This window comes from Kribbella antibiotica (assembly GCF_004349055.1).
Classification (GTDB): Bacteria; Actinomycetota; Actinomycetes; order Propionibacteriales; family Kribbellaceae; genus Kribbella; species Kribbella antibiotica.
Genome location: NZ_SMKX01000065.1, coordinates 18,222 through 43,135, shown reverse-complemented (window position 1 = coordinate 43,135; position 24,914 = coordinate 18,222). Strand labels below are relative to the sequence as shown.

At 66.3% G+C, this 24,914-nt stretch carries 30 protein-coding genes; 15 read left to right on the top strand and 15 right to left on the bottom strand.

Features of this window, described 5'->3' with window-relative positions; all coding sequences use genetic code 11:
* Positions 1-204: 204 nt before the first annotated feature.
* Positions 205-759: a maleylpyruvate isomerase family mycothiol-dependent enzyme gene (locus tag E1263_RS22125; protein ID WP_238161408.1), complete on the top strand. Its 555-nt coding sequence runs from the start codon at positions 205-207 to the stop codon at positions 757-759.
* A gap of 26 nt (positions 760-785) precedes the next feature.
* Here E1263_RS22125 and E1263_RS22120 read toward each other — a convergent pair whose 3' ends face one another.
* The 5 genes from E1263_RS22120 to E1263_RS22100 are packed head-to-tail and all read right to left on the bottom strand — an operon-like array spanning position 786 to position 5,408.
* Entirely contained in the window at positions 786-1,301 is a 516-nt protein-coding gene (locus E1263_RS22120) for a pyridoxamine 5'-phosphate oxidase family protein (protein WP_132170371.1), read from the bottom strand.
* Entirely contained in the window at positions 1,288-3,648 is a 2,361-nt protein-coding gene (locus E1263_RS22115; protein ID WP_132170369.1) for an ATP-binding cassette domain-containing protein, read from the bottom strand. The genes E1263_RS22120 and E1263_RS22115 overlap by 14 nt, the downstream gene beginning before the upstream one ends.
* Positions 3,649-3,694: 46 nt before the next feature.
* Positions 3,695-4,117, bottom strand: coding sequence for a VOC family protein (locus E1263_RS22110; protein ID WP_132170367.1), 423 nt, complete (start codon positions 4,115-4,117; stop codon positions 3,695-3,697).
* A 5-nt stretch (positions 4,118-4,122) separates the two neighbouring features.
* Complete coding sequence (locus E1263_RS22105) at positions 4,123-4,572, bottom strand: helix-turn-helix transcriptional regulator (protein ID WP_132170365.1); 450 nt, start codon at positions 4,570-4,572, stop codon at positions 4,123-4,125.
* Between the two features lie 11 nt (positions 4,573-4,583).
* A complete protein-coding gene (locus E1263_RS22100; protein WP_132170363.1) occupies positions 4,584-5,408 on the bottom strand; it encodes an NAD(P)H-binding protein in 825 nt (274 codons plus the stop codon).
* Between the two features lie 81 nt (positions 5,409-5,489).
* On the opposite strand from E1263_RS22100, the gene E1263_RS22095 reads away from it, so the two are divergent.
* From E1263_RS22095 to E1263_RS22070, 7 genes are all read left to right on the top strand, one after another.
* On the top strand, positions 5,490-6,401 hold the full coding sequence (locus E1263_RS22095) for an AraC family transcriptional regulator (RefSeq protein ID WP_132170361.1): 912 nt from the start codon (positions 5,490-5,492) through the stop codon (positions 6,399-6,401).
* A gap of 13 nt (positions 6,402-6,414) precedes the next feature.
* Complete coding sequence (locus E1263_RS43745; RefSeq protein ID WP_238161406.1) at positions 6,415-7,146, top strand: VOC family protein; 732 nt, start codon at positions 6,415-6,417, stop codon at positions 7,144-7,146.
* A complete protein-coding gene (locus E1263_RS22085; protein WP_238161404.1) occupies positions 7,143-7,694 on the top strand; it encodes an alpha/beta fold hydrolase in 552 nt (183 codons plus the stop codon). The genes E1263_RS43745 and E1263_RS22085 overlap by 4 nt, the downstream gene beginning before the upstream one ends.
* A gap of 63 nt (positions 7,695-7,757) precedes the next feature.
* Positions 7,758-7,934 carry a hypothetical protein gene (locus tag E1263_RS43740; protein ID WP_238161403.1) on the top strand — a complete coding sequence of 59 codons (177 nt, stop codon included), beginning with the start codon at positions 7,758-7,760 and terminating at the stop codon, positions 7,932-7,934.
* Between the two features lie 5 nt (positions 7,935-7,939).
* A complete protein-coding gene (locus E1263_RS22080) occupies positions 7,940-8,452 on the top strand; it encodes an NUDIX hydrolase (RefSeq protein WP_132170359.1) in 513 nt (170 codons plus the stop codon).
* Entirely contained in the window at positions 8,442-8,882 is a 441-nt protein-coding gene (locus E1263_RS22075) for a GNAT family N-acetyltransferase (RefSeq protein WP_132170357.1), read from the top strand. Before E1263_RS22080 ends, E1263_RS22075 begins: the two co-directional genes overlap by 11 nt.
* A gap of 105 nt (positions 8,883-8,987) precedes the next feature.
* Positions 8,988-9,752, top strand: coding sequence for an SDR family NAD(P)-dependent oxidoreductase (locus E1263_RS22070; RefSeq protein WP_132170355.1), 765 nt, complete (start codon positions 8,988-8,990; stop codon positions 9,750-9,752).
* Between the two features lie 11 nt (positions 9,753-9,763).
* Here E1263_RS22070 and E1263_RS22065 read toward each other — a convergent pair whose 3' ends face one another.
* The gene (locus E1263_RS22065) at positions 9,764-10,429 is read right to left on the bottom strand and encodes a VOC family protein (RefSeq protein WP_132170353.1); all 666 of its coding nucleotides are present in this window, start codon (positions 10,427-10,429) and stop codon (positions 9,764-9,766) included.
* A 79-nt stretch (positions 10,430-10,508) separates the two neighbouring features.
* Here E1263_RS22065 and pyrH point away from each other — a divergent pair, with 79 nt between their 5' ends.
* Complete coding sequence (pyrH, locus tag E1263_RS22060) at positions 10,509-11,216, top strand: UMP kinase (protein WP_132170351.1); 708 nt, start codon at positions 10,509-10,511, stop codon at positions 11,214-11,216.
* On the opposite strand, the gene E1263_RS22055 is transcribed toward pyrH, so the two are convergent.
* Complete coding sequence (locus E1263_RS22055; RefSeq protein WP_132170349.1) at positions 11,209-11,973, bottom strand: phosphotransferase family protein; 765 nt, start codon at positions 11,971-11,973, stop codon at positions 11,209-11,211. The genes pyrH and E1263_RS22055 overlap by 8 nt on opposite strands.
* A 115-nt stretch (positions 11,974-12,088) precedes the next feature.
* Here E1263_RS22055 and E1263_RS22050 point away from each other — a divergent pair, with 115 nt between their 5' ends.
* Both E1263_RS22050 and E1263_RS22045 read left to right on the top strand, forming a co-directional pair.
* Positions 12,089-12,712, top strand: coding sequence for an SRPBCC domain-containing protein (locus E1263_RS22050; protein WP_202868991.1), 624 nt, complete (start codon positions 12,089-12,091; stop codon positions 12,710-12,712).
* The gene (locus E1263_RS22045; RefSeq protein ID WP_132170347.1) at positions 12,709-13,200 is read left to right on the top strand and encodes an SRPBCC family protein; all 492 of its coding nucleotides are present in this window, start codon (positions 12,709-12,711) and stop codon (positions 13,198-13,200) included. Before E1263_RS22050 ends, E1263_RS22045 begins: the two co-directional genes overlap by 4 nt.
* Positions 13,201-13,237: 37 nt before the next feature.
* Here the strand turns inward: E1263_RS22045 and E1263_RS22040 are convergent, their stop codons facing one another.
* Genes E1263_RS22040 through E1263_RS22030 form a run of 3 tightly spaced genes read right to left on the bottom strand, consistent with a single transcriptional unit; the run spans position 13,238 to position 15,878 of the window.
* The gene (locus E1263_RS22040) at positions 13,238-14,017 is read right to left on the bottom strand and encodes a putative protein N(5)-glutamine methyltransferase (protein WP_132170345.1); all 780 of its coding nucleotides are present in this window, start codon (positions 14,015-14,017) and stop codon (positions 13,238-13,240) included.
* A gap of 11 nt (positions 14,018-14,028) precedes the next feature.
* Positions 14,029-14,979, bottom strand: coding sequence for an SDR family NAD(P)-dependent oxidoreductase (locus tag E1263_RS22035; protein WP_132170343.1), 951 nt, complete (start codon positions 14,977-14,979; stop codon positions 14,029-14,031).
* A 17-nt stretch (positions 14,980-14,996) separates the two neighbouring features.
* Entirely contained in the window at positions 14,997-15,878 is an 882-nt protein-coding gene (locus E1263_RS22030; RefSeq protein ID WP_132170341.1) for a LysR substrate-binding domain-containing protein, read from the bottom strand.
* 97 nt (positions 15,879-15,975) lie between these two features.
* Here E1263_RS22030 and E1263_RS22025 point away from each other — a divergent pair, with 97 nt between their 5' ends.
* Complete coding sequence (locus E1263_RS22025) at positions 15,976-17,013, top strand: hydroxyacid dehydrogenase (RefSeq protein ID WP_238161401.1); 1,038 nt, start codon at positions 15,976-15,978, stop codon at positions 17,011-17,013.
* Positions 17,014-17,026: 13 nt separating this feature from the next.
* Complete coding sequence (locus E1263_RS22020; protein WP_132170337.1) at positions 17,027-18,169, top strand: mandelate racemase/muconate lactonizing enzyme family protein; 1,143 nt, start codon at positions 17,027-17,029, stop codon at positions 18,167-18,169.
* Between the two features lie 227 nt (positions 18,170-18,396).
* Here the strand turns inward: E1263_RS22020 and E1263_RS22015 are convergent, their stop codons facing one another.
* Positions 18,397-19,578 carry an RNA-guided endonuclease InsQ/TnpB family protein gene (locus E1263_RS22015; RefSeq protein ID WP_132170335.1) on the bottom strand — a complete coding sequence of 394 codons (1,182 nt, stop codon included), beginning with the start codon at positions 19,576-19,578 and terminating at the stop codon, positions 18,397-18,399.
* 106 nt (positions 19,579-19,684) lie between these two features.
* Between E1263_RS22015 and E1263_RS22010 the strand changes: the two genes are divergently transcribed.
* Both E1263_RS22010 and E1263_RS22005 read left to right on the top strand, forming a co-directional pair.
* Positions 19,685-20,467 carry a sugar phosphate isomerase/epimerase family protein gene (locus tag E1263_RS22010; protein WP_132170333.1) on the top strand — a complete coding sequence of 261 codons (783 nt, stop codon included), beginning with the start codon at positions 19,685-19,687 and terminating at the stop codon, positions 20,465-20,467.
* 32 nt (positions 20,468-20,499) lie between these two features.
* The gene (locus tag E1263_RS22005) at positions 20,500-20,955 is read left to right on the top strand and encodes a carboxymuconolactone decarboxylase family protein (protein ID WP_132170331.1); all 456 of its coding nucleotides are present in this window, start codon (positions 20,500-20,502) and stop codon (positions 20,953-20,955) included.
* A gap of 211 nt (positions 20,956-21,166) precedes the next feature.
* On the opposite strand, the gene E1263_RS22000 is transcribed toward E1263_RS22005, so the two are convergent.
* The 4 genes from E1263_RS22000 to E1263_RS21985 all read right to left on the bottom strand — a co-directional run bounded on the left by E1263_RS22000 (position 21,167) and on the right by E1263_RS21985 (position 24,828).
* Positions 21,167-21,478, bottom strand: a complete 312-nt coding sequence (locus E1263_RS22000; RefSeq protein ID WP_132170329.1) for a hypothetical protein — start codon at positions 21,476-21,478, stop codon at positions 21,167-21,169.
* A 235-nt stretch (positions 21,479-21,713) separates the two neighbouring features.
* Entirely contained in the window at positions 21,714-22,607 is an 894-nt protein-coding gene (locus E1263_RS21995; RefSeq protein WP_132170327.1) for a carbohydrate ABC transporter permease, read from the bottom strand.
* Positions 22,604-23,479 carry a carbohydrate ABC transporter permease gene (locus E1263_RS21990; protein ID WP_238161398.1) on the bottom strand — a complete coding sequence of 292 codons (876 nt, stop codon included), beginning with the start codon at positions 23,477-23,479 and terminating at the stop codon, positions 22,604-22,606. The genes E1263_RS21995 and E1263_RS21990 overlap by 4 nt, the downstream gene beginning before the upstream one ends.
* 32 nt (positions 23,480-23,511) lie before the next feature.
* Positions 23,512-24,828, bottom strand: coding sequence for an extracellular solute-binding protein (locus tag E1263_RS21985; protein WP_132170323.1), 1,317 nt, complete (start codon positions 24,826-24,828; stop codon positions 23,512-23,514).
* Positions 24,829-24,914: the final 86 nt, after the last annotated feature.

Here is a 24,914-nt window from a genome sequence, read left to right as displayed (position 1 = left end):
GGGTGGGTGCAGACGTGGTCCCGCAGCGAGTCGACCGACAGATCCAATTGAAGACCCGAAGTCAGTGAGTGGGTGAGTCAGGAAGACCGCTGCGGGACCACGCCAACCATTCTCACTGTGAGTGGGGGCGGTCCGGCCTTCGGCCGACGCCGGCCAGGCAAGTCTGGCTACCTCCTGTTCTTGGGAGGACGTAGCGTGGCGGGCATGGATGTGGAGCTGCTGGTGGCGGCGTCGGCTGAGTTCGAGCGCGTGGTGACGGAGCTGCCTGAGGGGAGCTGGGAGCTTCCGACGCCGTGCGAGGTGAGCGTGCGCGAGCTGGTTGAGCATGTTGTGGAGGGCAACCGGTTTGCGGTGGCGGTGCTGGCTGGAGCGAGTGCGACCGCGGCTTGGGGTGCGGTGCGTGCGCAGAAATTCGGCCCGGATGCAGTGCAGGAGTCGGCCGCCGGACAGGTCGAGGCGTTCCGCGCCGTGGCGGGCGACGACGTCGTGCATCACCCCGCTGGCGACATCACCGCGGAAGCGTTCCTCAGGTACCGGTTGGTCGACGTGGTCGTGCATGCCTGGGACCTGCTCACGACAGCAGGCCTGGACGAAACGCTGAACACCAAACTCACCGAAGGGCTCTGGGCGCTCGTCGAGCCAGAGCTCGCCGAGATGCTTGCCTTCGGCTCGTACGGCGACGGCCCGAGCGGAACGGTGACTCCGGAGGCGCCCGCTCAGTTACGCCTGCTGGACGCCTTCGGCCGCCGCCTGACCTGAGGCCGTCGTACTGATTACCGCGCTGGCTACGGTTGTTCTGGGTGCCAGGTCTGGCGAGGTGCGTGGCCTGTCCGGCGCAACCAGTGGTCGGTATAGAGGATCCGCGCCGGCGTGATCACCGTCAGCGGATCAGTCGGCGGCTCATCCAGCGGCCGCCCGCGTTCGGCGTACTCGGACTGCCACCGAAACGCCTCCCAGTACTCACCCGCATCCGCCGGCGCCAGCGTCCGCGCCGTGCCGAACAACTGCGCACCCCGGCTCGACGCAAGACCGACATACGGTACGACGATGCCCGCCGACACCCGTGGATCGCGGCGCAGGTTCCGCGACTTCACCGAGGAGTCCCAGGAGCTGTAGAAGATCTCGAACCCCAGGTTGTAATAGCGAATCGGCGTAGCCGACGGCGAACCATCGCGGTTCACCGTCGCCACCACCGCAAGATTCTGCGTCGACAGCAGGTTGAGGATCCGCTCCTCCAGCTCCGCCCGCGGCAGGATGCCGGTAGGAGTCGGACCCTCCAGCCAAGGATTAGTGAGCGGCAACGTACTCCTTCAGATGCTTCCCGGTCAGCGTCTTGGCCGACTTCACCAGCGCAGCCGGAGTGCCTTCGAAGACGACCTTGCCGCCATCATGCCCGGCGCCCGGGCCAAGATCGATGATCCAGTCCGCGTGCGCCATCACCGCCTGGTGGTGCTCGATCACGATCACCGACTTGCCGGAGTCGACCAGCCGGTCGAGCAACCCGAGCAGGTTGTCGACGTCGGCCAGGTGCAGACCCGTCGTCGGTTCATCAAGGATGTAGACGTCACCCTTGTCAGCCATCTGCGTGGCCAGCTTCAGCCGCTGGCGCTCACCACCGGACAGCGTCGTCAGCGGCTGCCCCAGCTTCAAATACCCGAGCCCGACATCCGCCAGCCGATCAAGAATCTTGTGCGCGGCCGGCACCTTCGCATCACCCTCAGCGAAGAACTGCGCAGCCTCCGCCACCGGCATCGACAGCACCTCGGAGATGTTCCGCCCACCGAGCGTGTACTCGAGCACCGACGCCTGGAACCGCTTCCCGCCACACTCCTCACACGTCGCCTCGACGGTCGCCATCACGCCGAGGTCGGTGTAGATCACGCCGTTCCCGTTACACGCCGGGCACGCACCCTCGGAGTTCGCGCTGAACAGCGCAGGCTTGACGCCGTTCTCCTTCGCGAACGCCTTCCGGATCGGCTCCAGCATCCCCGTGTACGTCGCCGGGTTGCTCCGTCGAGATCCCTTGATCGCGCTCTGGTCGACAGTCACAACACCGTCGCGATCAACCAGCGACCCGTGAATCAGCGAACTCTTCCCCGACCCGGCCACCCCGGTCACGACCACCAGTACACCCAGCGGTACGTCGACATCCACGTTCCGCAGGTTGTGCGTCGAAGCGCCCCGAACCTCCAGTACGCCGTTCGCCTCGCGCACCGAGCTCTTCACCGAAGCGCGGTCGTCGAGATGCCGCCCGGTGATCGTGTCACTCGCGCGAAGCTTCTCGACCGTGCCCTCGAAAACCACCTCGCCACCCTCGCTCCCGGCACCAGGCCCGAGGTCGATGACGTGGTCGGCGATCGCGATCATCTCGGGCTTGTGCTCCACCACGAGCACTGTGTTGCCCTTGTTGCGCAGCTGCAGCAGCAGTTCGTTCATCCGCTGGATGTCGTGCGGGTGCAGACCGATCGACGGCTCGTCGAAGACATAGGTGACATCGGTCAGCGACGAACCGAGGTGCCGGATCATCTTCGTCCGCTGCGCCTCGCCACCCGACAGCGTGCCGGCCGAGCGATCCAGCGACAGATACCCCAGACCGATCGATACGAACGAGTCGAGGGAATCACCGAGCGCCTTCAGCAGCGGCGCGTACCCCGGCGCCTTCAGCTTGCGGACCCAGACGGCCAGGTCGCTGATCTGCATCGCGCACAGATCGGCGATGTTCTTACCGCCGATCTTCGAGGCCAGCGCCTCCTGACTGAGCCGCGTCCCACCGCAGTCCGGACAGGTCGTGAATGTCACCGCCCGCTCCACGAAGGCCCGGATGTGCGGCTGCATCGCGTCGACGTCCTTGCTCAGGAACGACTTCTGGATCTGCGGGATGATCCCGGAGTAGGTGAGGTTGATGCCCTCGACCTTGATCTTGGTCGGTTCGCGGTAGAGCAGGTCGTGCAGTTCCTTCTTGGTGTACTTCTTGATCGGCTTGTCCGGGTTGAAGTACCCACAACCGCGGAAGATCCGCCCGTACCAGCCCTCCATGCTGTAGCCGGGGATGGCCAGCGCACCCTCGTTCAACGACAAACTGTCGTCGTACAGGGCGGTCAGGTCGAAGTCGGTGACCGCGCCCATCCCTTCACAGCGCGCGCACATGCCCCCGGCATACACCTGCTGGACGACGACCTTCTTCTCACCGGCACCCTTGTCGGTCGTCATCGAACCAGACGCCGTACGGCGCGGAACATTGAACGAGTACGCCGTCGGCGGGCCGGCCGGTGGCTTCGCGAGCCGGCTGAACAGGATCCGCAGCATCGCGTTCGCGTCGGTCGCCGTCCCGACCGTGGAGCGCGGGTTGGCGCCCATCCGCTCCTGGTCGACGATGATCGCGGTGGTCAGCCCGTCCAGTACGTCGACGTCCGGGCGGGACTGGTTGGCCATGAACCCCTGCAGGAACGCGCTGTACGTCTCGTTGATGAGGCGCTGCGACTCCGCGGCGATCGTGCTGAAGACCAGCGAGCTCTTGCCCGAGCCCGAAACCCCGGTGAACGCCGTCAGCCGGCGCTTCGGGATCTCGACACTGATGTCCTTCAGGTTGTTCTCGCGGGCACCGACGACCCGGATCAGATCGTGGCCGTCGGCAACATGCTCGGTCATTTGCGGTTCTCCAGGGGTCCGTGCCGTCTCAGGCGGGGGCGTGGTCTCAGGCCTGCTGATTGATGCGGATATGGTTACCGGCCGGGTCACGGAACGCGGCGTCGCGGACGCCGTACGGCTGATCGGTCGGCTCCTGCACCACTTCGGCGCCACCGGCAACCATCTTCTCGAAGACCTCGTCCAGGTTCGGGCTGGACAGCACCAGCGTGGCGTAGGTGCCCTTGGCCATCATCTCGGTGATCGTCTTGCGCTCGTCCTCGGTGATACCCGGGTCGGCGAACGGCGGAGTCAGGACGACGGCGGTGTCCGGCTGCCCGGCCGGGCCGACAGTGATCCACCGCATCGTGCCGCCACCGACGTCCATCCGCACCTCGAACCCGAGCAGGTCCCGGAAGAAGGCCACGGAGGCGTCCGGGTCGGTGTGCGGAAGGAAGCTGCTCTGAATCTTGATGTCTGCGTTTGTGCTCATGACGATCACAGTAGGTGGGTCGCGGCCTGGTCTGCTTCTTGATTCCTGATCGGTCTGGTCACGCGTTTGGCAACACATGACGGCAACCCGGCCGCAGCCTCGGTCACCTCACGCTTGTACACACTGGGCGACATCCCGACCAGCTCCGTGAACCGAGTGCTGAACGTCCCCAGCGACGACCCGCCGACGGCAAAACACACGTCGGTCACGCTCATCTCCCCCAGCCGCAGCAGCGCCATGGCCCGCTCCACCCGCCGCGTCATCAAGTAGCTGTACGGCGCCTCGCCGTAAGCCTTCTTGAACTCGCGACTCAGGTGTCCCGACGACATCCCGGCCCCCCGGGCCAATGCATCGACATCGAGCGGTTGCGCGTACTCGCGGTCGATCCGGTCCCGCACGCGGCGCAGCCGGACCAGATCCTCCAGCCGCTGCTCCTCAGCACTTTTCCCCGCCATACCCGAGATCCTTACATGGGCGACGGGCGACAGGGAACCACCTCGCGATCGGCCCAGGCGTGGAAGGAGGTCGCGGGGCGGCCGAGGACCTCGGTGATGCCGTCGGAGGTGTAGGCGTCCGCGCCGGAGCGGATGCCGTTCAGCATCGCCATCCGCCACCGGACGTAACCCTCCGGCGTGCCGGCCGCGCGCAGCCCGGCGACATGCTCCTCATCGCTCTCGGACTCGAAGATCGCGCTCTCTCCCGTAGCTCCGGCCAACTCCTCGGCCGCTGCGGCGAAGGTGATTGCCTCCGGGCCCGACAGTTCGAGAATGCGGCCGTTGAACCCGCCGTCGGCCAGCACCACTGCAGCGACCTCGGCCAGATCCTCCACATCAACAAACGGATGCGCAGCATCCCCGACCGGTACGACGATTCGCCCGCCGACCGGCACGAACATCGCCTCGGTGAAGTTCTGAGCGAAATGCGTCGGCCGCAGGATCGTCCACTCCAGCGGACCGGCTCGGAGAGCGCTCTCGGCCGCGGCAACAGCTCCCTCGGGATGGAACTCGACGCCACGAGCCGACAGCAGTACGGCGCGCTTCACGCCGGCCGCATCGGCGACGCCCAGGAACCGGGTCAGCGTGGGACTCCAGTCCGTCGCCGATCCTGGTCCGACGATGAAGACGCCCTCGGCGCCGGCCACCGCGTCCGGCCAGGTCGACTCGTCATGCCAGTCGAAAGGAGTGGGGGTACTGCGGCTGACCGGGCGGGCGTCGTGACGGTCGGCTGCGAGGATGCGAGTGAGGCGGCGGCCGACTTTTCCGGTCCCGCCGAGTACGGCGAATGTGGTCATGCAGACCACGTTATGGTCGCCTGGCCGGACTCCCAATGTCTGTTTCGCCAGAGATCATTCGTCATCGTCTACAGTGGCTCGATGGACATCTTGAGCGACGAGCTGTCCCGGGCACGGGCACAGGGAGCGGTCTTCTCGGTGCTGCACCAGGTCAGCCCGTGGGGTCTGCGGTTCGAGGGTCACCGGCCGCTGACCGCACACATCCTCCTCAAGGGGTCCGGCTTCCTGGTCCGCGAAGGCACCGACCCGATCCCCCTCCAGACCCGAGACGTCGTGCTCGCCACGGCCGGAACGCCGTACGAGGTGGTGAGTGAGGTCGGGGCGCTGACGGTTCCGATCGCGGCGGCGCGCGAGAAACCGCTCTCTCCGCACGATCTCGACGGGCCGGCCAACGCGATCGTCATGTGTGGCGCGTACGTGCTGTCCGGCAGTGTTGGGGAGTCGCTACTCCAAAGCCTGCCGGCCGTCGCCATCGTGGCGGGTCGCGACCAGGATCCGGCGCACGCGGCGGCCATCGACTTGCTCGCCGCCGAAGCACTGGCAATCGACTCCGGCCAGCAAGCGCTCCTCGACCGACTCCTCGACGTGAATCTGGTCTACGCACTCCGGGCCTGGTGGCGGACCACCGATGCCGCTCCCGGCTGGTATCGCGCTCTTGGCCATCCGCCGATCCGCACCGTCCTCGAACAGCTGCACGCCGATCCCGCGCTCGACTGGACACTGCCCGCGATGGCCCGAGCGGCCGGATTATCCCGGGCAGCCTTCGCAGCGCAGTTCGCCCGGATCGTCGGCGTACCGGCTGGTCGGTACCTGACGCAGCTGCGGATGAGACGCGCCGAGGACGCGCTCTCTCGCACCGATCAGACGCTGGCGTCCATCGCGGGCAGCGTCGGCTACAGCAACGAGTTCGCGTTCGCGACCGCCTTCCGGCGCCAGCACGGCGTCTCCCCCGGCCGGTGGCGTAATTCGCAGGTCGAGGAGCTCACGGTCTGACAGGGTGGGTGGCATGGCTCTCCAGGAACTGCGATTCCGAGCGGACCACCTGACCGCCGTCCTGAACGGCAGCAAACGGATCACGATGCGCTTCCGCGATCCCGTCGAGGTCGGCCCGGCGACACTGGTGTTCGAGTCGTCGCCCGAGGTGCGCCTGCCCGGGCAGATCACCTCGGCAGTTGCCAAGACCGTCGCGACGGTGAGCGACGACGAAGCTCGCGAAGACGGCTTCGCCGATGCGGACGCCGTACTGGCTGGGCTGCGCGACTACTACCCGAGGCTCGAGGCCGACGACGAGCTGGTGATCGTGCGCTTCGACGTCGATGAGGTCACCCGCCCACAGCGCATGCACACCGCGCTGGACGCTGAGGACGCGAGAGCGCTCGCGGAGTTCTACCGCCAGCTCTTGGGCCTGCGATACCGGCCGGGCGACGAACCACCTACGGACGGTACGGCGGATGACGCCGACTGGCTCGTCCTCGTCGACGCGGACGGTCGGCGGCAACTCGCTGTCCAGCGCACCGACGTGCTCCCGCGATCCACCTGGCCGTCGACCGAAATCCCGATGCAGATGCACCTCGATTTCGCCGTACCGACGCCTGCGGCACTGGAGTTGCATCGAGTCCATGCGGAGCAGCTCGGAGCTCGGGTTCTGCATGATCGGACCCAGGTAGAGTCCGAGCCCTTGTACGTCCTGGCCGATCCGGCCGGGCATCCGTTCTGTCTACTGGTGGGGGCGCTGTGAGCAAGCAAACGGGGTACGCGGCAGTCAACGGCCTGGAGCTGTACTACGAGATCCACGGCTCGGGCGGTACGCCGCTGGTGGTGCTGCACGGCGGGCTGTTCAACATCGACCTGCAGTTCGGCGCGTTGCTGCCGGGGCTGTCCGAGGGCCGCCAGGTCATCGCGATGGACTTCCAGGCCCACGGCCGCACGAACGACATCGACCGCCCCCTCGGTACGGCGGCTCTCGCGTCCGACGTGGTCGGACTGCTGCGGGAGCTCGACGTACCGCAGGTGGACCTGTTCGGATTCAGCGTCGGTGGAGCGGTTGCCCTGGAGCTCGCGATCAACCACCCCGAGCTCGTCCGCAAGGCAGTGATCTCGTCGGTCTCGTACCGTCTCGACGGCATGCGGCCGGAGAACTCGGCAGTCGGCGAGATGAAGGTCGAGATGATCGCCGGAACGCCGATGGAATCGGACTACCTGGCCAAGTCACCGCATCCCGATCACGAGCACCTGCAGGAATTGCTCAACAAGCTTGGCGCCTTCATGGGCAACGTCACCGACTGAACCGACGAGCAGATCAGCGGGATTGCGGCGCCCACGCTGATCACGGTCGGCGATTGCGACGCGGTGAAGCTGGAGCACGCCGTACGGTTCGTGCAGTTGCGGGGCGGGGACACCAACGGTGACTTCACCGGAGTGCCGGCGTCGCAGCTGGCCGTCTTCCCTGGGACCACCCACTTCAACGGGCTGAGCCGTACCAATCTCGTGCTCGACAGCGTCACGACGTTCCTCGACGCCAACTGACCGCCGTGCCGGCCCGCCCGATCGATCTGCCGCTGACGCTCACCGCCTTTACCTGCACTGTCGACGCGGGCGGGCGGATGCTGATGGTTCGGCACGAGCGGTTGGGCGTGGTCCGCTGGGAGGTGCCCGGCGGCCATGTTGAGCCGGGCGAAACGACCGCCGAGGCCGCCGTCCGGGAGACCGTTGAGGAGACCGGCGTGCTCGTCACACCGGGAAGGGTCGTGGCTGACTGCGTGCATCACTGGCGAGGACGCAGTGTACAGATCGTGTACTTCGAGGCGACGCCGCAGTCGACAGCGGTCTTGGTGACGGACGATCCGCGGATCAGTGCGATCGCTTGGGTCGATCCGGCCGAGCTTCGCCCCGAGGAGACTTCGGCGCTCGGCTGGCCGGTGATTCAGCATGTTGCTGCTGGCAACAGTTCGCTGCTCCACCTGGGCGCGTCACACCACGAGACGGCCGCCGGCTGGGAACCCCTGATTACCTCGAGCCGAATGTGCGGTGAGCATGTTTCGTGAGGCTGGCGCGGCTGACTTTGCCGGCGTGATGCGGCTGTATGAGCACCTGCATCCTCAGGATCCGGTAGTCGCCGAAGAGGTCGCTGCGGTGGCCTATGACCAGATCCTGCGGATGCCGGGCATGCATCTGTTCGTCATCGAGGATGCGGGGATGCTGATCGCCACGACCTACCTCAACGTCATCCCGAACCTCGCTCGCGGGGCAGCGCCGTACGGCGTGGTGGAGAACGTGGTCGTTGATTCCGGGCGTCGCGGCACCGGGGTCGGGAAGGCGATCATGGCCGGGACGTTGCAGGCCGCCTGGGATGCCGGCTGCTACAAGGTGATGCTGGCGACCGGGTCGAAGCGGGAGTCGACCCTTGCCTACTACCGGGCCTGCGGATTCCAGCAAGGTGTGAAGACGGGGTTCATCGCGTATCCGCCAGCCTGACAGGATTGGGCAAGTAGTGGCGAGCATTGGTCTACGGAAACACCTGCTCCACAACGTTAACTAGAAGGGTAATCAACCCTGACGTTGTAGGAGATAGGCGCGATCATGCAAATTGCTGTCATCACTGGTGGAAGCTCCGGGATCGGTCAAGCCACGGCGGTCGAGGTCGCCAAGCGCGGGATCGGTGTCGTTCTCACGTATCACGGCAGCCCGGAGCGCGGGCTGGAGACGGCCGAGCGGATCGAGAAGGACGGCGGTAGCGCCGTCGCGTTGCAGTTCGACGTAAGCAACCAGGGAGCGCTCTCCGGTTTCCGGGACGCGCTCTCGGCGGCGCTGCAGGACAAGTGGGGACGCGACACGTTCGACTTCCTGGTCAACAACGCCGGCGTCGGGCAGCACCCGGTGCCTTTCGAGGACACCACCGAAGCGCTCTTCGACCAGATGGTCGGTGTGCACTTCAAGGGTCCGTACTTCCTCACCCAGACACTGCTGCCACTGATCACCGACGGCGGCGCGATCGTGTTCACCACCAGCTCATCCGGCCTGCTGAGCTCGCGGCCGTCGTACGGGTATTCGGTGTACGGGAGCGTGAAGGGCGCCCAGGTCGTGCTCACCCGCTACCTCGCCAAAGAGCTGAGCGCCCGCGGAATCCGGGTGAACGCCGTCGCTCCCGGCGTCACCCGCACCCGCCTCGGCGACGACGCCTTCGCCAAACGCCCCGAGCTGATCCAGCCGATCGCCGACAACACAGCCCTCGGCCGCATCGGCGAAGCCGAAGACGTCGCCGCAGCCATCACCTTCCTGCTCTCCCCCGAAGCCCGCTGGGTCACCGCCCAAACGCTGGAAGCCTCCGGCGGCTACGACCTCTGAGATCGCTAGGGTCAGCGGCCTTGGATTGTGCAGATGCAGGCGTTGTTGCCTTGGGCGTCGGTGAGGACGGTGAAGGACTCGTACTCGGCGAAGGTGATGGTGCCGCCGGCGGCGACGGCGGCCTCGATGCGCGCCGGCGCCTGCGCGATCGGCATCCACAGGTCGTAGTGGAAACGCTGGCGAGGCGTCTCGTGCTCGGACGTCTTCTGGAACCACAGGTCCGGCGCACGGCCGGTGGGGTCGACCACCTCGAGATGATTCTTGTAGTTGGCGGCGTCGCCGGTGAGCAGCGCGGCCCAGAACGGGCCGATCTCGTCCGCATCGTGCGTATCGAGGCCTAGCTCGACCAGGAAGATGCCGTCCAGATCGGCCTTCAGACCACGCGCCGCGGCCAGCTCGCTGATGCTTCGCGCCACGTCGACGTCGAGCTGCGTCACTGTGGTCCTGACGTCGCCGTCGCTGTCCACAGCGCCTGGCGTGGTCAGCTTCAGGTCCACGAACGTCGAGGTCGCACGGACCTCGGGATCATGCCCAGCCGAAACCTCCGCCACCGCCTGCGCGAACCCGAGGCCCTCCGCGAGGGATCCGACCAGGTATCGCGCATGCAGCGCCGTCGACAGCTTGCTCCAGTCGGCCAAGCCCGCATCCTGAATCGCCTGCACTGTCAATACGTCCATGCCGCGCAGCCTAGACCGGCCCTCCGACAATTTCCTGTGATAGAAGACGGTGACCGCCCTCTGCAGTGAACGGAGCAGCATGTACCGACGGCTCGTGCTCAAGTTGTCCGGCCAGGCGATTGCCGGGGGTGACGAGTTCGGGTTCAACGGCGACCGGCTCACGCACCTGGCCACCGAGGTGATCGCGCTGCGTGCAACCGGTGTCCAGGTCGCGGTGATCGTCGGCGGCGGGAACGTGTTCCGCGGCAACCGCGCCGAGGACTGGGGTATCGACCGGGTCGAGGCCGACAACATCGGCATGCTCGGCACCGTCATCAACGCCGTCCTCCTCCGCGGTCGGCTCGCCGCGCTCGGCGCCCACGGGGTGCGGCTGATGACCGCGGTCCCGATCAACAACATCGCCGAGCCGTACATCCGGATGCGCGCCCTGCGGCACCTGGAGAAGGGCTCGATCGTGGTCCTGGCCGGAGGCAACGGTCAGCCGTTCACCACGACCGACTATCCGGCCGTCCAGCGCGCCGTCGAGCTCGAGGCCGACGCCCTGCTGGTCGCCAAGAACGGCGCCGACGGCGTATACGACGCCGATCCGAACAAGGTCCCCGGCGCGACCCGCTTCGATCACCTCAGCTACGAAGAGGTCATCGACCGCGGCCTCGGCGTGATGGACCAGTCGGCGTTCATCCTGGCCCGCGACCACCGCCTGCCCCTGCACGTCTTCGACATCGACCGCCCGTCGGCGGCCGCGTCCATCAGCAGCGGCAAGCACATCGGCACGCTGATCAACTGAGCTCGGCCGCGATGCGCCGTACGTGCGGGTCGATCCAGTCCCCGCCGGCGGCGATCTCGGCGCGCAGTGCCATCAACGACCACAGGATCCGGTACTGCGAGAAGATCCGGTCGAGCTCGCGGTTGGCGCTCAACCCGTAGCCGGCGAGCACCACGTCGGCATCGGCGGTCATCGTGAACCGCGCGACGTCGAACAGCGGATCGCCGTACATGCTGTCGCCCCAGTCGAGAATCCCGCTCAGCCGGCCGGACTCGGCGTACAGGTGGCGCACGTGCAGATCGCCGTGCAGCAGTACGGGCGGCACCTCGGAAACCTCGGCGATGAACGGCGGCAGCACCCTCCGCAGTTGGTCGGCGAGGTCTGACGGGACGAGTTCATCGAGCACCTGCACGGGCTCAAGCAGCGTGGCGGCCCAGTCGGCGTCGGCGTGCACGGTGTGAAGTTGGCGCAGGCAGCTCGCGGCCGCGCGGACTACGGCAGGCGCCTCGGACGGTGCGCCGGGCAGTTCGGCGGTGAGCAGATAGGGCACGGTCAGGTCGGTCGCGAGGATCCGGGGCGCGGGAACTCCGAGCTCTCGGGCGGCCCCGATCGCGTGCGCCTCAGCGGCGATCGCGGCGCCGGTCTTCAGGTAGGCGACCGCGCCAGACGCGGCCCGCAGGCGGAAGGTCTGGTTTCCGACGAACCCCGCTACCGGCTCGGTGGAAGCGATCGGTCCGAGCACGGCAGCGCCGTACCGGCTGGCTTCAGTTGGCTGCATAGATCACCTGGCTGACCACCTCGAAGAGGGTACAGAGCGCAAGGAGCGCCTCCGGCCGCGACACTGAAGCATCAGGACTCGCTTATATAAGCGCGGATCGGTATGATCCGGCGCAATGAGAGATGTACTGGACGAGTTGGCTGCCGCGCGTCGGGCGATGGGCAAGGGCGCCGTGCCCGCCGGTGCGGCGTACACCATCGAGCTGCGTCGTCGCTACAAAGCGCACATCGACGAGGTTTGGGACGCTCTCACCAGCCCCGAGCGGCTGCCTCGCTGGTTGAAGCCGGTCACCGGAGACCTGCGGATTGGTGGCAGGTTCGAGCTGGGCGGTGATGAGCACGGCGAGATCCTCCAGTGCGAGCCGCCACGTCTGCTGAAGGTGTCCTGGCTCTACGGGGCCGACGCCTGGCCCGGCACAAGCGAGGTGGAAGTTCGCCTGACCCCAGGCCCGACCGGCGATACCGAGTTCGAGCTGATCCACGCGGCGATCGTTGAGGAGCCACTCTTCCCGGTCTATGGCCCCGGCGCCGGCGGCGTCGGCTGGGATCTCGCCCTCCTGGCCCTGGCCCGGCTGCTCGCGGACGGCGACCAGGACGAGGTCCCGCGCGAGTTCATCCGGCGCAGCGCCGCGGCCTGGGGCGAGGCTCACCTGGCCGCTGGTGGTGAAGCGGAGCACGTCGGGGCCGCAGTCGAGGCCACCACCAAGTTCTACGCACCCGATCTAGAAGGAACGCCATGAAGTACACGAACTCGATCGAGATCGCGCTGCCGCGAGAGCAGGTCGCCCAATTGCTCGCCAACCCGGCCCACCTACCGAAGTGGCTGCGCGGCCTGGTCGAGCACGAGCCGGTGAGTGGGATCCACGGGGAGCTCGGGACCAAGTCGCGGGTCGTGATGCAGTCCGGGAAGCAGACGATGGAGCTCTCCGAGACGGTCACCCGCCGGGAACCGGCCGACCTGCACAACATCCCACCCGGAACCATCGTTCACTTCGACCGCGAGGTCGTCGGCCCGGGCATGTGGAGCGTCGCCCGCGATCGACTGATCGAAGCCGGTCCGGACACAACGCTCTGGGAGCAGGACAGCGAATTCCGGTTCAGCGGCCTGATGATGCGGCTGGTGGGGCTGCTCATGCCGAGGACCTTTCACAAGCAGTCGCAACAGCACCTGGAAGATTTCAAGGCGTTCGCCGAACAAGGCAAGGACGTCCGCGAAGAGGCGAGCTGACGCGGCGTACCGATGGACGGGTAGTGGTGCCGGGCAACTACGGCAGATAGGTGCCGTGGACAACATTCGCGCCGAGCTCTTCGTCGACGGTGATCTCCGCGACCAGCCCGTGTGAGGTGAGCACAGCTTGTGCCAGCGGGGCCTGTTGATCGCTCATCTCGACGAAGAGGTGTCCGCCCGGTGCGAGCCAGTCGGCTGCGCCGGCCGCGACGCGGCGCAGTGTGGTCAGACCGTCGGGGCCGCCGTCGAGCGTGATCTGCGGTTCGTACAGGCGGGCCTCGGGCGGCAGTAGGCGGATCTCGTCGGTGGGAACGTAGGGCACGTTCGAGAGCAGGATGTTGATCCGCCCGCGGAGCTCGGCGGGCAGCGCGTCGTACAGGTCGCCTTGGGAGACCGCTCCCTGCCAAGGCTTGAGATTGCGGGCAGCGCAGCGGACCGCGGCCGGCTCGATGTCGGCCGCGTACAGCGACACGTTCCGTTCAGCCGCGATCGCCGCGCCCAATGCACCCGAGCCGCAGCCGAGGTCGACGACGACTGCGCCCGGGGCGGTCACCCGCAGCGCCTGCGCGACCAGGAACTCGGTACGGCGACGTGGGATGAACACCCCGGGATCGACGGCGATCCGTAGTCCGCAGAACGACGCCCAACCCAGCACGTACTCCAGCGGAACCCCGGAGACGCGACGCTCGGTCATCGCCTCCAGGTCAGCTGCGTCCCGCGCGGTCGACGTGATCAGCGCAGCCTCATCCTCGGCGAACACGCAGCCGGCCGCGCGCAGGCGGCTGATGAGATCGGGAGATGACGTTGGGACAGACACTGCGTGGGACCTTACCGGAACGCGTTCTCTCCGGTCAGTTCCGCGGATACCGTCCAGAGCCGGGCGGCCGAGGCCGGGTCGACGGCGTACGGGCGGACGCCGGGGCTGTCGTCAGTGGAGAGTTCGGCGATCTCGCAGTCCTCGCAGAACAGCCCGCCGAGGCCCTCTAGCTTCGGTGAGGTGGCTGCCCAGACCTGCGTCGCCGCGCCCTGCTCAGGCGACTTGAACCCGGGGTTGAGCGGGTTGCCGTCGGCATCGATCCAGCCGAAACCGACCATCTCCTCGCGCTCCAGATGCCGCTGCAGCGGGGTCAGGATGCCGCCGGGATGCAGCGCGAAGGCGCGGACACCGGAATCCTTGCCGAGGGCATCGAGTTGCACGGCGAAGAGAGCGTTTGCGGTCTTGGCCTGCCCGTACGCCGCCCACTTGTCGTAGCCCTGCCCGAATTGCAGATCGTCCCAGCGGATGTCCGAGCGCCGGTGCCCGCTCGACGACACCGAGATCACCCGGGCGCCACCGTCGGCAGCGAGCGCCGGCCAGAGCCGGTTCACCAGAGTGAAATGGCCGAGGTGGTTGGTCGCGAACTGCGCCTCCCAGCCCGGGCCGACGCGGGTCTCCGGAGCGGCCATGATCGCGGCGTTGTCGATCATCAGGTCGATGCTGCGCCCCGAGGCGAGGAACCGGTCGGCGAACGCGCGAACGCTGTCCAGATCACCCAGATCCAGCTCGTCGATCTCCACTCCGGCGATCTCAGAGAGTGCCTCTTTGGCTGCGTCTGGGCGACGAGCCGGGACGACCACGTGAGCGCCGGCCTTCACCAGCGCGCGGGTGGTCTCCAGACCGAGGCCGGAGTAGCCGCCGGTGACGACCGCGAGCTTGCCGGTCAGGTCGATACCTTCGAGAACGTCGTCCGCTGTGCTGTCATGCCCGAATCCGGAGCCGATTGCTTGCTGTCCAGTCATACCTCGGACACTACGAGCTAGAGCGCACTCGAAGTCAAGCTTGCCGTCAGCCGTTGCAAGGCCGGGTTCGGATTGTCGGGACTCCAGCAGGCGTGCAACGTGACCGAGTGCGCGTCGGCCGCTTCCAGTTCGCGGTAGCTCACGCCCTCGACCCGCATCGCCATGATCGAGCGCGGGATCAGCGCACACCCCAACCCGGCCCGGACGAGCGCCAGCATGGTCGGAACCTGCGAGGCGAGCTGGCTGACGGCGTACCGGTCCATGCCGATCATCGCCGCGCAGATGTCATGCAGGTACTGCGATCCCTCCGGGCTGTACCCGATGTATTCCTCGGTGACCTCGGCCAGCGTCACCGCCGACTCCCCCACCGCCAGCGGGTGATCAGCCGGTACGGCGAGCACCAGGTCCTCCGAGTGGACGAGCACCGAGGCGAATTGCGCCGGGATCGGTGGCCGCACCAGGCCGATGTCGATCTTCAGGTCTGCGAGCGCCTCGAATTGGTCGGGGCTAACAAGCTCGGTGAGCTCCGCAGTGACTGCCGGCGCATGCTCGGCGACCGTGGTCAGGAAATCAGCCAGTACGGCGTACGCGCCGATCGCAGTGAAGGCGATCCGCAGCGTGCCGGTGTGCCCGTCGGCAGCCCGGCGCGCGGCCGCGGGAGCTACATCGAGGAGCGCGAGGACGCGGCGAGCGTGGTCGAGGAACGCGTCACCGGCGGCGGTGAGCCGGACTCCACGGCCGGTTCGGTCGAACAGGCGGACATCGAGAGCGCGCTCCAGGCCCTGGATCTGGCGGGTGAGCGGCGGCTGGGTCAGGTTCAGGCGCTGAGCGGCGCGACCGTAGTGGAGTTCCTCGGCCACGGCGACGAACCCGCGGAGCTGCTGGAGCGAGAGATCCATACCGGCACGGTATCGGTTCATGCGAAATCGGGCTTGGACCTGCATAACGGAAAGCGCCTACCGTCAGGATCATCGACGATCTGAAGGAGCTGACCCTGTGCCTGACTCTCGGCTGAGACTGGCCGCGCTGCTGTCCCCCGCGCGGGCCGCCGATGTGGTGGACCCCGCGACCCGGCGCCTGCTGGACGAGCGTTTCGAGGTGGTCTGGGCCGGCGAGCAGCATCTGGCCGGAGTGGACGACCCGACCAAGCCGGCCGCGCTCGACCCCGCTGCCGTTCCCGAACTGGCGGCCGGTGCGGATGTCGTACTGACCAGCTGGGGTACGCCGACGCTCGGCAAGGAACTGTGGTCGGCCGGAACCGGGCCGAAGGTGGTCGCGCACGCGGCCGGCACGGTGAAGAACCTGATCGATCCGGCGATCCTTGATCAGGGCGTGAGCGTGTTCTCCGCAGGACCGCGGATTGCGTGGTCGGTCGGCGAGTACTGCCTCGCGTCGATGCTCACGCTGGCCCGGCGGCTGCCGCGCTTCGATGGTGCGATTCGGGCCGGTGGGTGGAAGCAGTCTGGGTTCCGCGGTCATGAGTTGGCGGGAGCGAAGGTCGGGATCGTGGGGGCGAGCAGTACCGCTCGGGCGCTGATCACGCTGCTCAAGCCGTTCGGCTGCGACATCGTCGTCTACGACCCGTATTTGAACGCCGAGCGTGCTGCTCAGCTCGGGGTGAGGACGGCCGAGCTCGGAGAGACAGTAGATAGCGCGTTCTTGACGATCCACGTTCCGAACGTGCCGGAGACCAAGGGCATGATCACCCGCGAGCTGATCACCCGGATCCCCGACGGCGCAGTCGTGGTCAACTCCTCGCGCGGTCCCGCGATTGACCAGGCTGCGTTGCTGGAGCACGTCCTCGGTGGTCGCCTCTACGCCGCCCTGGACGTCTACGACCCCGAGCCGCCGCGCTTCGAAGAGAGTGTTCTCCGCGCCGAGAACCTGTTGCTCAGTCCCCACGTCGCAGGTGACACGGCCGAAGGTCATCTTGCCCTCGCGGGCTATGTCCTCAAGGACGCACTCAGCTGGCTCGACCACGGCACCCGCGGACCCAGCTTCGTGGACCCCGCCGTCTGGTCGATCGCAGCGTGAGGGGGCGAGACTCATGAGCCGCATCCGACAGGTTGAGGTGTTTCCCGTCGCGGTCCCCTTCGCGCGGAAGTTCGTGCTGGGGAGCGGCGCCGTCGGCGCACCGGGCGCCAAGGCAGACCAGGCGACCGCAGTCATCTTCGTGAAGATCACGACTGAGGACGGGATCGTCGGGTGGGGAGAGCAGAGAGCGCTCCCCAGCTGGAGCTACGAGACCGCAGAAACGATGGCGGTCATCATCCGGCGGCACCTGACACCGATCCTGCTCGAGCTCACGCCGTTCGACGTCGAGCTCTTCCATCAGCGCGCCGCCAAGCGACTCAGCCCAGCAGTGTCCAACGGCTTTCCGTTTGCGCGGGCCGCCGTTGACGTTGCGATGCATGATGCGGCCGGCAAGCTCGCGGGCGTTCCGGTGCACGCTCTCCTCGGCGGCAAGATTCACGACGAGATCGCGTTGTGTTCGGCGATCGGGGTCGGCGACCAGGAGACGGTTCGCGCCCATGCCATCCAGTCGTCGGACTACTCGGCGTACAAGGTGAAGATCGGTGGCGACCTGGACGCCGACGCCGCGGCGATCCGCACTGTGGCCGAGGTCGCCGGCGGGAAACCGCTCTGGCTGGACGCCAACCAGTCGTACCGGCCGAGCGCGCTCAAGCAACTACTCGACCGCACCCGCGATATCCGCACGATTCATTGCGTCGAGCAACCGGTCCCCAGCACGGACACGCTGGCCATGCAGCGACTACGCACCATGATCGATCTCCCGGTCGCGATCGACGAAGGCAGCTTCTCCGCTCAGGACCTCGCGAGGGCGATCCGCCTGGAGGCGGCCGACCTCGTCGTGATCAAAGTCTGCAAATCCGGTGGGTTGAGGAACGCGCTCAAGACCGCCCAGACAGCGCTCTCCGGCGGTCTCGAGATTCTCGCGAGCGGGCTCACCGACTGCGGGATCGCACTCGCCGCCGCTCTGCACGTCTTCAGTCAGCTCGAGCTCGCGCTGCCCGCCGAGCTGAACGGGCCGGAGCTTCTCTCCGACCTCTATGTCGAAGGACTCACCATCACCAAGGCCGTCGCAACGGTCCCCACCGCCCCAGGCCTAGGCATCCAGGTCGACGAAGAGCGCATCCGCGCCGAAGCAATCGACCTCGCCTTCAACTGAGCTCTACAGCACACGACCAAAAGACAGCTATCCAACCCAAAGCTGTCCCGCCGCAGCTTTCTCCGGACTCACCTCGCATTCAACGACCTGCAACCCATTCGGCGTCCGTCGGGCTGCAGGCGTTCCGTGCCGCTGATCGTCCAATCTCCCTAACACGGCGCTGGATTTCATCCGCGGAATCACCTTGACGTCCTCCCTGCCCTTGCAGGGGCTGGGATTCCAACTTCCTACGCGGAGGTAGTCAGTTGAGGTTCACGCTTCTGCGCCGACAGGACAGCATCGGCTCCACGTGCAGTCACGGACCGTCCGGCCGCGATGTTCACAGCTGCATTCACATCAGCATTCGCTCGATACCCACAGGCACGGCACTCGAAGACCGCTTGGCTCTTGCGGTTTTCGGGCGCACTGTACCGGCAACGCGAACACGTCTGACTTGTATAGGCCGCGGGCACTCGTTCAACCCTGCCTGCGGCTTTCTGCTCGAGGCGAGTGACGAGCTGTCCCCATCCATTGGCAAGAATCCCGCGGTTGAGCCCTCTCTTCTGGGCGACCCGGCGACCGGGAGCCTTGACGGTGCCACTGGCACTTCTCGTCATGTTCCGGATATGCAAGCTCTCGACGCGAATGATGTCGAAGCGACGAGCGATGGCGGTGCTTGTCTTTTCCACCCAATCCTTGCGTCGGTCGGCGCCGCGCGCCTTCAACCTGGCGATCGATCTACGGACCTTCGCCCGGCGGCTCGAGCCACGCTGACACCGGGCAAGCCGGCGCTGCAACCTGCGCAGCCGCGATGTCTCGGAGTCATTGAGGTCCGGGCACTTCAGCATCTCCCCCGTGGACAAGGTCGCCGAGACCGCGATACCGCGGTCTATCCCGACGATCTCGCCTGTACCGGGCGCAGCGATCGGCGGAGGGATCGCCGCGAACGCAATGTGCCATCGTCCGGAACGGTCACAGGTAACGCGATACGACCGCCGCTCCGGCAGCGGTCGAGACAGCCGCAGCCGGACCCACCCGACCTTTGGGATGAGCACCCGCGCCCACCTGCGGTTGAGACGCTCAACTCGTTGGGCCGCTCCCCCGACGATACGGAAGCCTTCATTTACGCCTTCCTTACGCCAAGTCGGACGCCGATGTGTGCCAGCGAAGAAGTTGCTCACGGCCTGGGCGAAGTCCCGAAGCGCTTGCTGCTGCACCATCTGGGAACCGAGGCGCAGCCAACCGTTGTCGGCGCGTGCATCGGTCAATTGCCGTGCCTGCTCAACGTATCGCGGTGGCCTCGTGCGCCTGCCCTGACGCCACATCGACCACTGCTCAAGCGCAAGGTTCCAGACGAATCGTGCGTGTCGGCAATGCTCTGCCAACATCGCTTCCTGCTCACGCGTAGGCGACAGACGGAACCGGCTCATGAAAGGAATCCAACACGATGCCACCGACAATTCGTCGTTCCGAAACCCAGCAACACATTCAGCGGTACACGGCCACAGAACGAAGCACTCTTCCCTGGAGCGATCGATGACCTATCTCTGGTCTGTTTTCACCAAACCGTGGGCGGGGTTGCCGGGTGACGAGCTCGGCCGGTTGATCGCCGGGCTCGGGTTCGCGGGCGCTGAGATCCCGGTCCGGGACACGGCGTTTGTGACGACGGCGAACGCGGAGGCGGAGCTGCCGACGTTCACCAAGCAGCTTCGCGACGAAGGCATCGAGCCGATCAGCATTGCCTCTGAACTCACCGAGCCGGTCTTCGCGGCTTGCGCAGCAGCCGGTGTGCCGATGATCCGGATCATGGCGCCGTTGGGCCCAGACGGGTACGCGGCCTCGGTACGGCGAAATCGCGAGCAGCTCGAGGCTTCCGCCGTACTGGCTGAGCGGTATGACGTCCAGGTCGGTGTACAGCCGCATCACGGGAAGTTCGTGCCGTCGACTCTGGGCGTGCTGCAGTTGCTCGATGGGCTGCCGGATCGATTCAAGCTGGTCTGGGACGCGGCCCACGATGCGCTGGCCGGTGACGACCCGGCGGTGACCATCGAGCTCGGCGCCGGCCGGCTCGGCATCGTCAACCTCAAGAACGCCAAGTACGTCGAGACTGCGGACGGCTGGAAGGCGCAGTTCGGGCAGGCCGACGAGGGGCTGTCCGACTGGTCGGCCGTGCATGCGGCGCTCGTGCGGGCGGAGTACGAGGGTCCCGTTTGCTTGACGGGTCAATATTCGGACTTGACCGTATCTGTCGAGGAACGCGTCCGAAAAGATCTCCAGGAAGCTGTCACATCGTGGAGCCGGGATCCGTCAAGGGAGTGAAAGACACCCCAACGGAACCAGGAGTACCTCCCATGACTGCACGGCTTGCCAACCCGACCGCTCTGCTGCCGGACGCCATGAAGGGCATCCAGAACATCTTCAAGGCTGTTCACCAAGGCGGAGCGCCGGGTCCGGTGCTGGAGCTCGTCCACCTGCGGGTGAGCCAGATCAACGGCTGCTCGGCCTGCGTGTACGGCGGCGTCAAGTCGGCATTGAAGAACGGTGAGACCGACGAACGCCTGCACCAGGTCGCGGCGTGGCGTGAGTCGGATCTGTTCACCGAGGCCGAGCGCGCAGCGCTCGCGCTCGCCGAGGAGGCGACCCGGATCGCGGATCGCGCGGAGGCGGTGTCGGATGCGACCTGGGCAGCCGCGGCCGAACACTTCGACGAGCAGCAGTTGGCCGCGATCATCTTGATGATCGGGCTGACCAACATGTTCAACCGGCTGAACGCCGTCACCAAGGCGCCCGCAGGGGCGACCTGGTAGTTGTTCCTGGCCTGTCAGCGTGCTGGCGGACCGCACTGACAGGCCGGATTGCCTTATGGACAAGGGATCTGGATGGACAAGCAATCTGGACCTTCGGCAGGGACTTGCCGGCCTCAGCTCGGCGTTGGGACCTGAGACCGGCGAGTCACTGATTCAGCCCATTGAATGGCCCTGGTTCAGTTAGACACAGTGTTCAGCTGGACACCTGTGTTCAGCTTGGGTGGACCGACGCGAGGATGACCCCACCTGAGGCGGGCTGATCGCCCATCCCCCGGCCACCCTGGACGAACACGGTGGCGCCTCGCTCCGGCGCCGTGGCGCCTTTGCCGAGCCGCAGTGTGGTGGTCAGGCCACTACTCAGCCTGAGTACCGCCACGCGTCGCGGATGCACCGACGGGATCGACGAGTTCACCTCGTGGATGCCGGTGCAGACCGCTGGTTGGATCGAAGCCCGTCCGAGACCTCCGTTGCCGTGACTCCTCACATCACGGCACTGCTCGGCGAGCCTTGTCATCGCTGACACGCGTCCCCCTTCTTGTCGTTACAACCCCCGAGTGACAGGTTGCGCGACCACATGACTCCATGCGACCGCACACTCCCCCGTCCTGTCCGCACCCGGAAACGACGCGGAAGTGATCCTTGAAGCCTTGCTGAGAGTGACGAGGTTTTCAAGGGATGAGTTCAGGAATCCCGCGTTCCGGAACCGTTGTCCACTCCCGCGTCAAGCTGCGCCATCATGCAAAGGTTGCGCAATCGTGTTACTGGCCGCCGAATCCTGTAGTGGCGATGCCCTTGATGATCTGGCGCTGGAAGAACAGGAAGACCACCACGAGCGGTAACGCGGCCAGGATCGCCGAGGCCATGTTCTGCGCGTACTGCAGGCCGTACGCGCTCTTCACCGTCTGCAGACCGACCGGCAGCGTCATCAGATCAGCATCGGTGGTGACGATGAACGGCCACAGGAAGTTGTTCCACGCACCGATGAACACGAAGATCGCGACCGCCGCCAGGATCGGGCGTGACAAGGGCAACACGATCGACCAGAACACCCGCAACCGGTTCGCACCGTCCACCCGGGCCGCATCTTCCAGCTCCACCGGGATCTGGTCGAAGAACCGTTTCAGAATCAGCACCATCGCGGGAGCGAACGCCTGCGGCAAGATGATGCCCCAGTAGGTGTCGACCAGGTTGAACGACAGCATCTGCCGGAACAGCGGCACGATCAGCAGCTGCGGCGGAATGATGATCGCGGCAATGATCGCAACGTACAGCCAGCGCCTGCCCCGGAAGGAAATGCGGGAGAAGGCATAACCAGCCAAGGCCGAAGTGGCGACAGTCAGCAGCGTGATCGCGACCGAGGTGAGCAGGCTGTTCCACGCCCAGGCCGGGATGTCGCCGGCCGCCAGCACCTTGCGATAAGCATCGAAGCCGAGCCCGTCTGGCGGATTCACACTGAGCGAGGAGGCGCCGGCGTCCGCTTCACTCTTCAGCGACGTCAGCACCGACCACGCGAACGGAACCAGCCAGGTCGCGGCCAGGAACGCCAGGACCAGCAGGGCAACCATCCGCGAGATACTCCAAGGGTTCTCGCCTGGCTTGCGACCCGGCTTGTGTCCTTGCTTGATACCGCGCGACAAAGCGTATGAAGTCATGCGGCGCTCCTGCGGTTGATCAGTTTGTACTGCGCGAGCGACACCAGCACGATGATCGCGAAGAACAGGTACGAGATCGCTGACGAGTAACCGAAGCGGTAGCCGGTGAAGCCGGACTCGTAGATGTACTGCACGATCGAGCGGGTCGACCCGGCCGGGCCGCCGTTGGTCAGCATGTAGATCTGGTCGAAGACCTTCAGCGACGCGAGTACCTGCAGCGTCAGGATCAGCGTGGTGGTCGGCGCCAGCTGCGGGATCACGATCGAGAACAGTTGCCGCCACTTGCCGGCGCCGTCGATCGCGGCCGCCTCGAACTGCTGCTCCGGGATGTTCTGCAAGGCCGCCAGATAGAGCAGGAAGTTGAAGCCGATCGTCCACCACAACGTGGTGACGACCACGGAGATCATCGCAACTTTCGGATCCTGCAGCCAGGCGACCGGCCCGATCCCGACCTCGGCCAGCACTCCGTTGATGAGGCCCAGCTTCGGGTTGTACATCCAGGACCAGAACATCACCACGACCGTCGAGGCGAGCAAGTACGGCAGGAAGAACGACAGCCGCCACAGCCAGCGTCCCGGCAGGCCGAGGTTCACCAGCAGCGCGAACGCGAGCGACAGCACGACCAGCGGGACCGTGCTCAGCACCGTGAACCACAAGGTGTTGCCGAGCGATCGCCACATGTCCGGATCGGTCAGCGCCTCGGTGTAGTTCGCAAAGCCGAGTAGTTCGCCGCCGGAACCAGTCAGCGTCTCCCCCGTGAAACTGAGGTAGAGGCCGTAGATCGCAGGCACGACGAGAAACAGGACGAACAGTACGGCGAACGGCGCCGCGAACGCCCAGCCGGTGAAGGTCTCTCCACGCCGATTGGACAACTTCTGAACGCCTTTCACAGCGACGGCCCCCTTCACAGCGGCTGCGGACGGTCGAGCAGCACGTTCAGCCGCTTCACGAAACCTTCGAACCCGGCGGCGGGATCCCCGCTGCCGAGGAACACGTTCTGGACGTTCTCGGCGAAGTACCGGTGGAAGTCGCTGCCCGCCCCGCCGAACCACGCATCCGGGTCGTAGTTCACGTAGTCCGGGATGCCGGCATAGTTCGATTGCGGCTTGAGCGCCTGGTACTCCGAGCTCTTCACGACCGGCTGGTACGCCGGGATGTGGCCGGCGCCTGCCCATTTCACCGAGCGCTTGAGGATCTCGGCGACCAGTTGGTACGTGTGCCGGCGTCGTTCCGGATCGGCCTTCGACTGCCGCGGCAGCACGAACGTGTGCGAGTCCGCGTACGCCGCCTCGGTCCCGAACAACGTTGGAATGGGGATCGCGTCGAACGGCAGCTTCGCATCCTTGATCGAAGGCAGCTCCCAGACCCCGCCGAACAGCAGCCCGCTCTCCGCGTGCAGGAACTCACTGGTCGCCGTACCGCCGTCGCCGGCTTTGGAGGCGATCGTGTCGTCGAGCAGGGACTGCACGAACTTGAGCGCCTTCACCGCAGCGGCCTCGTCGACTTGGGCCTTCTGGCCGGGGATCAGCTTCATCTCGGCGTTCTGCTGGCGGTAGAACGTGTAGAACAACCGCCACATCTGCGAGCCGTCGCCGAGATAGCCGTACGAGAGTCCGTGTTTGCCGGTGACCTGCTGCAGCTTGCGCGCGACCTCGGTGAACGCCTCGGTCGACTTCAGCGAATGCAGGTCGTCGGTGACACCAGCCTTCTCGGCGTGCTCGGTGTTGTAGTAGAGCACGAACGGGTGGGTGTCGAGGGCGATCGAGTACAGCTTCCCGTCGTACAGGCCCTTCTGCCAGACCAGCGGCGGGAAGTCGCTTTCACGCACCCCGACCTCGGCCAGCAGGTCGAGATCCCATGGCTCGAGCAGCCCGCCGGGCGCATAGCCCGCGATCCGCGACGCATGCATGATCGCGAGGTCGGGCGCGCGGCCGCCGGCTGAGGCCATCGCGAGTTTCGTGTAGTACGGCGGACCCCAGGCCAGCACGGTCTGGGTCGCCGAGAAGCCGAGGTGCTGGGCGTTGACGGCGTCCACCAGGCCGGCCATCACGATCCCGTCGCCACCGGTCATCAGGTGCCAGTAGCTGAGGTCGGCGGCGGACCGGGATGCTCCCGGTGCGCATCCCAGCAGTACGCCGCCACCGGCGACCGCTGCCGCCGTCCCGAGCAACCGGCGCCGGGAAAGGTGCTTGTCCAAAAAGGGCTTGTCCAACGCGCTCATCAGTGTCTCCTTCGCAGGGCCCCTGGATGATTACATCGTTGGAATCTGTTGACAAGTGTTTGTGTTTGGTTTTGCCGGAATGTGTT

Coding starts and splice junctions, on each gene's coding strand:
- E1263_RS21985 (WP_132170323.1), bottom strand. CDS start 24,828: ATGAGCGCGTTGGACAAGCCCTTTTTGGACAAGCACCTTTCCCGGCGC.
- E1263_RS22035 (WP_132170343.1), bottom strand. CDS start 14,979: ATGACTGGACAGCAAGCAATCGGCTCCGGATTCGGGCATGACAGCACA.
- E1263_RS22115 (WP_132170369.1), bottom strand. CDS start 3,648: ATGACCGAGCATGTTGCCGACGGCCACGATCTGATCCGGGTCGTCGGT.
- E1263_RS22095 (WP_132170361.1), top strand. CDS start 5,490: ATGGACATCTTGAGCGACGAGCTGTCCCGGGCACGGGCACAGGGAGCG.
- E1263_RS22105 (WP_132170365.1), bottom strand. CDS start 4,572: ATGGCGGGGAAAAGTGCTGAGGAGCAGCGGCTGGAGGATCTGGTCCGG.
- E1263_RS22005 (WP_132170331.1), top strand. CDS start 20,500: ATGACTGCACGGCTTGCCAACCCGACCGCTCTGCTGCCGGACGCCATG.
- E1263_RS22020 (WP_132170337.1), top strand. CDS start 17,027: ATGAGCCGCATCCGACAGGTTGAGGTGTTTCCCGTCGCGGTCCCCTTC.
- E1263_RS22015 (WP_132170335.1), bottom strand. CDS start 19,578: ATGAGCCGGTTCCGTCTGTCGCCTACGCGTGAGCAGGAAGCGATGTTG.
- E1263_RS22055 (WP_132170349.1), bottom strand. CDS start 11,973: ATGCAGCCAACTGAAGCCAGCCGGTACGGCGCTGCCGTGCTCGGACCG.
- E1263_RS22030 (WP_132170341.1), bottom strand. CDS start 15,878: ATGGATCTCTCGCTCCAGCAGCTCCGCGGGTTCGTCGCCGTGGCCGAG.
- pyrH (WP_132170351.1), top strand. CDS start 10,509: ATGTACCGACGGCTCGTGCTCAAGTTGTCCGGCCAGGCGATTGCCGGG.
- E1263_RS22110 (WP_132170367.1), bottom strand. CDS start 4,117: ATGAGCACAAACGCAGACATCAAGATTCAGAGCAGCTTCCTTCCGCAC.
- E1263_RS22075 (WP_132170357.1), top strand. CDS start 8,442: ATGTTTCGTGAGGCTGGCGCGGCTGACTTTGCCGGCGTGATGCGGCTG.
- E1263_RS22125 (WP_238161408.1), top strand. CDS start 205: ATGGATGTGGAGCTGCTGGTGGCGGCGTCGGCTGAGTTCGAGCGCGTG.
- E1263_RS22050 (WP_202868991.1), top strand. CDS start 12,089: ATGAGAGATGTACTGGACGAGTTGGCTGCCGCGCGTCGGGCGATGGGC.
- E1263_RS22100 (WP_132170363.1), bottom strand. CDS start 5,408: ATGACCACATTCGCCGTACTCGGCGGGACCGGAAAAGTCGGCCGCCGC.
- E1263_RS22045 (WP_132170347.1), top strand. CDS start 12,709: ATGAAGTACACGAACTCGATCGAGATCGCGCTGCCGCGAGAGCAGGTC.
- E1263_RS43745 (WP_238161406.1), top strand. CDS start 6,415: ATGGCTCTCCAGGAACTGCGATTCCGAGCGGACCACCTGACCGCCGTC.
- E1263_RS22010 (WP_132170333.1), top strand. CDS start 19,685: ATGACCTATCTCTGGTCTGTTTTCACCAAACCGTGGGCGGGGTTGCCG.
- E1263_RS21995 (WP_132170327.1), bottom strand. CDS start 22,607: ATGACTTCATACGCTTTGTCGCGCGGTATCAAGCAAGGACACAAGCCG.
- E1263_RS22065 (WP_132170353.1), bottom strand. CDS start 10,429: ATGGACGTATTGACAGTGCAGGCGATTCAGGATGCGGGCTTGGCCGAC.
- E1263_RS22070 (WP_132170355.1), top strand. CDS start 8,988: ATGCAAATTGCTGTCATCACTGGTGGAAGCTCCGGGATCGGTCAAGCC.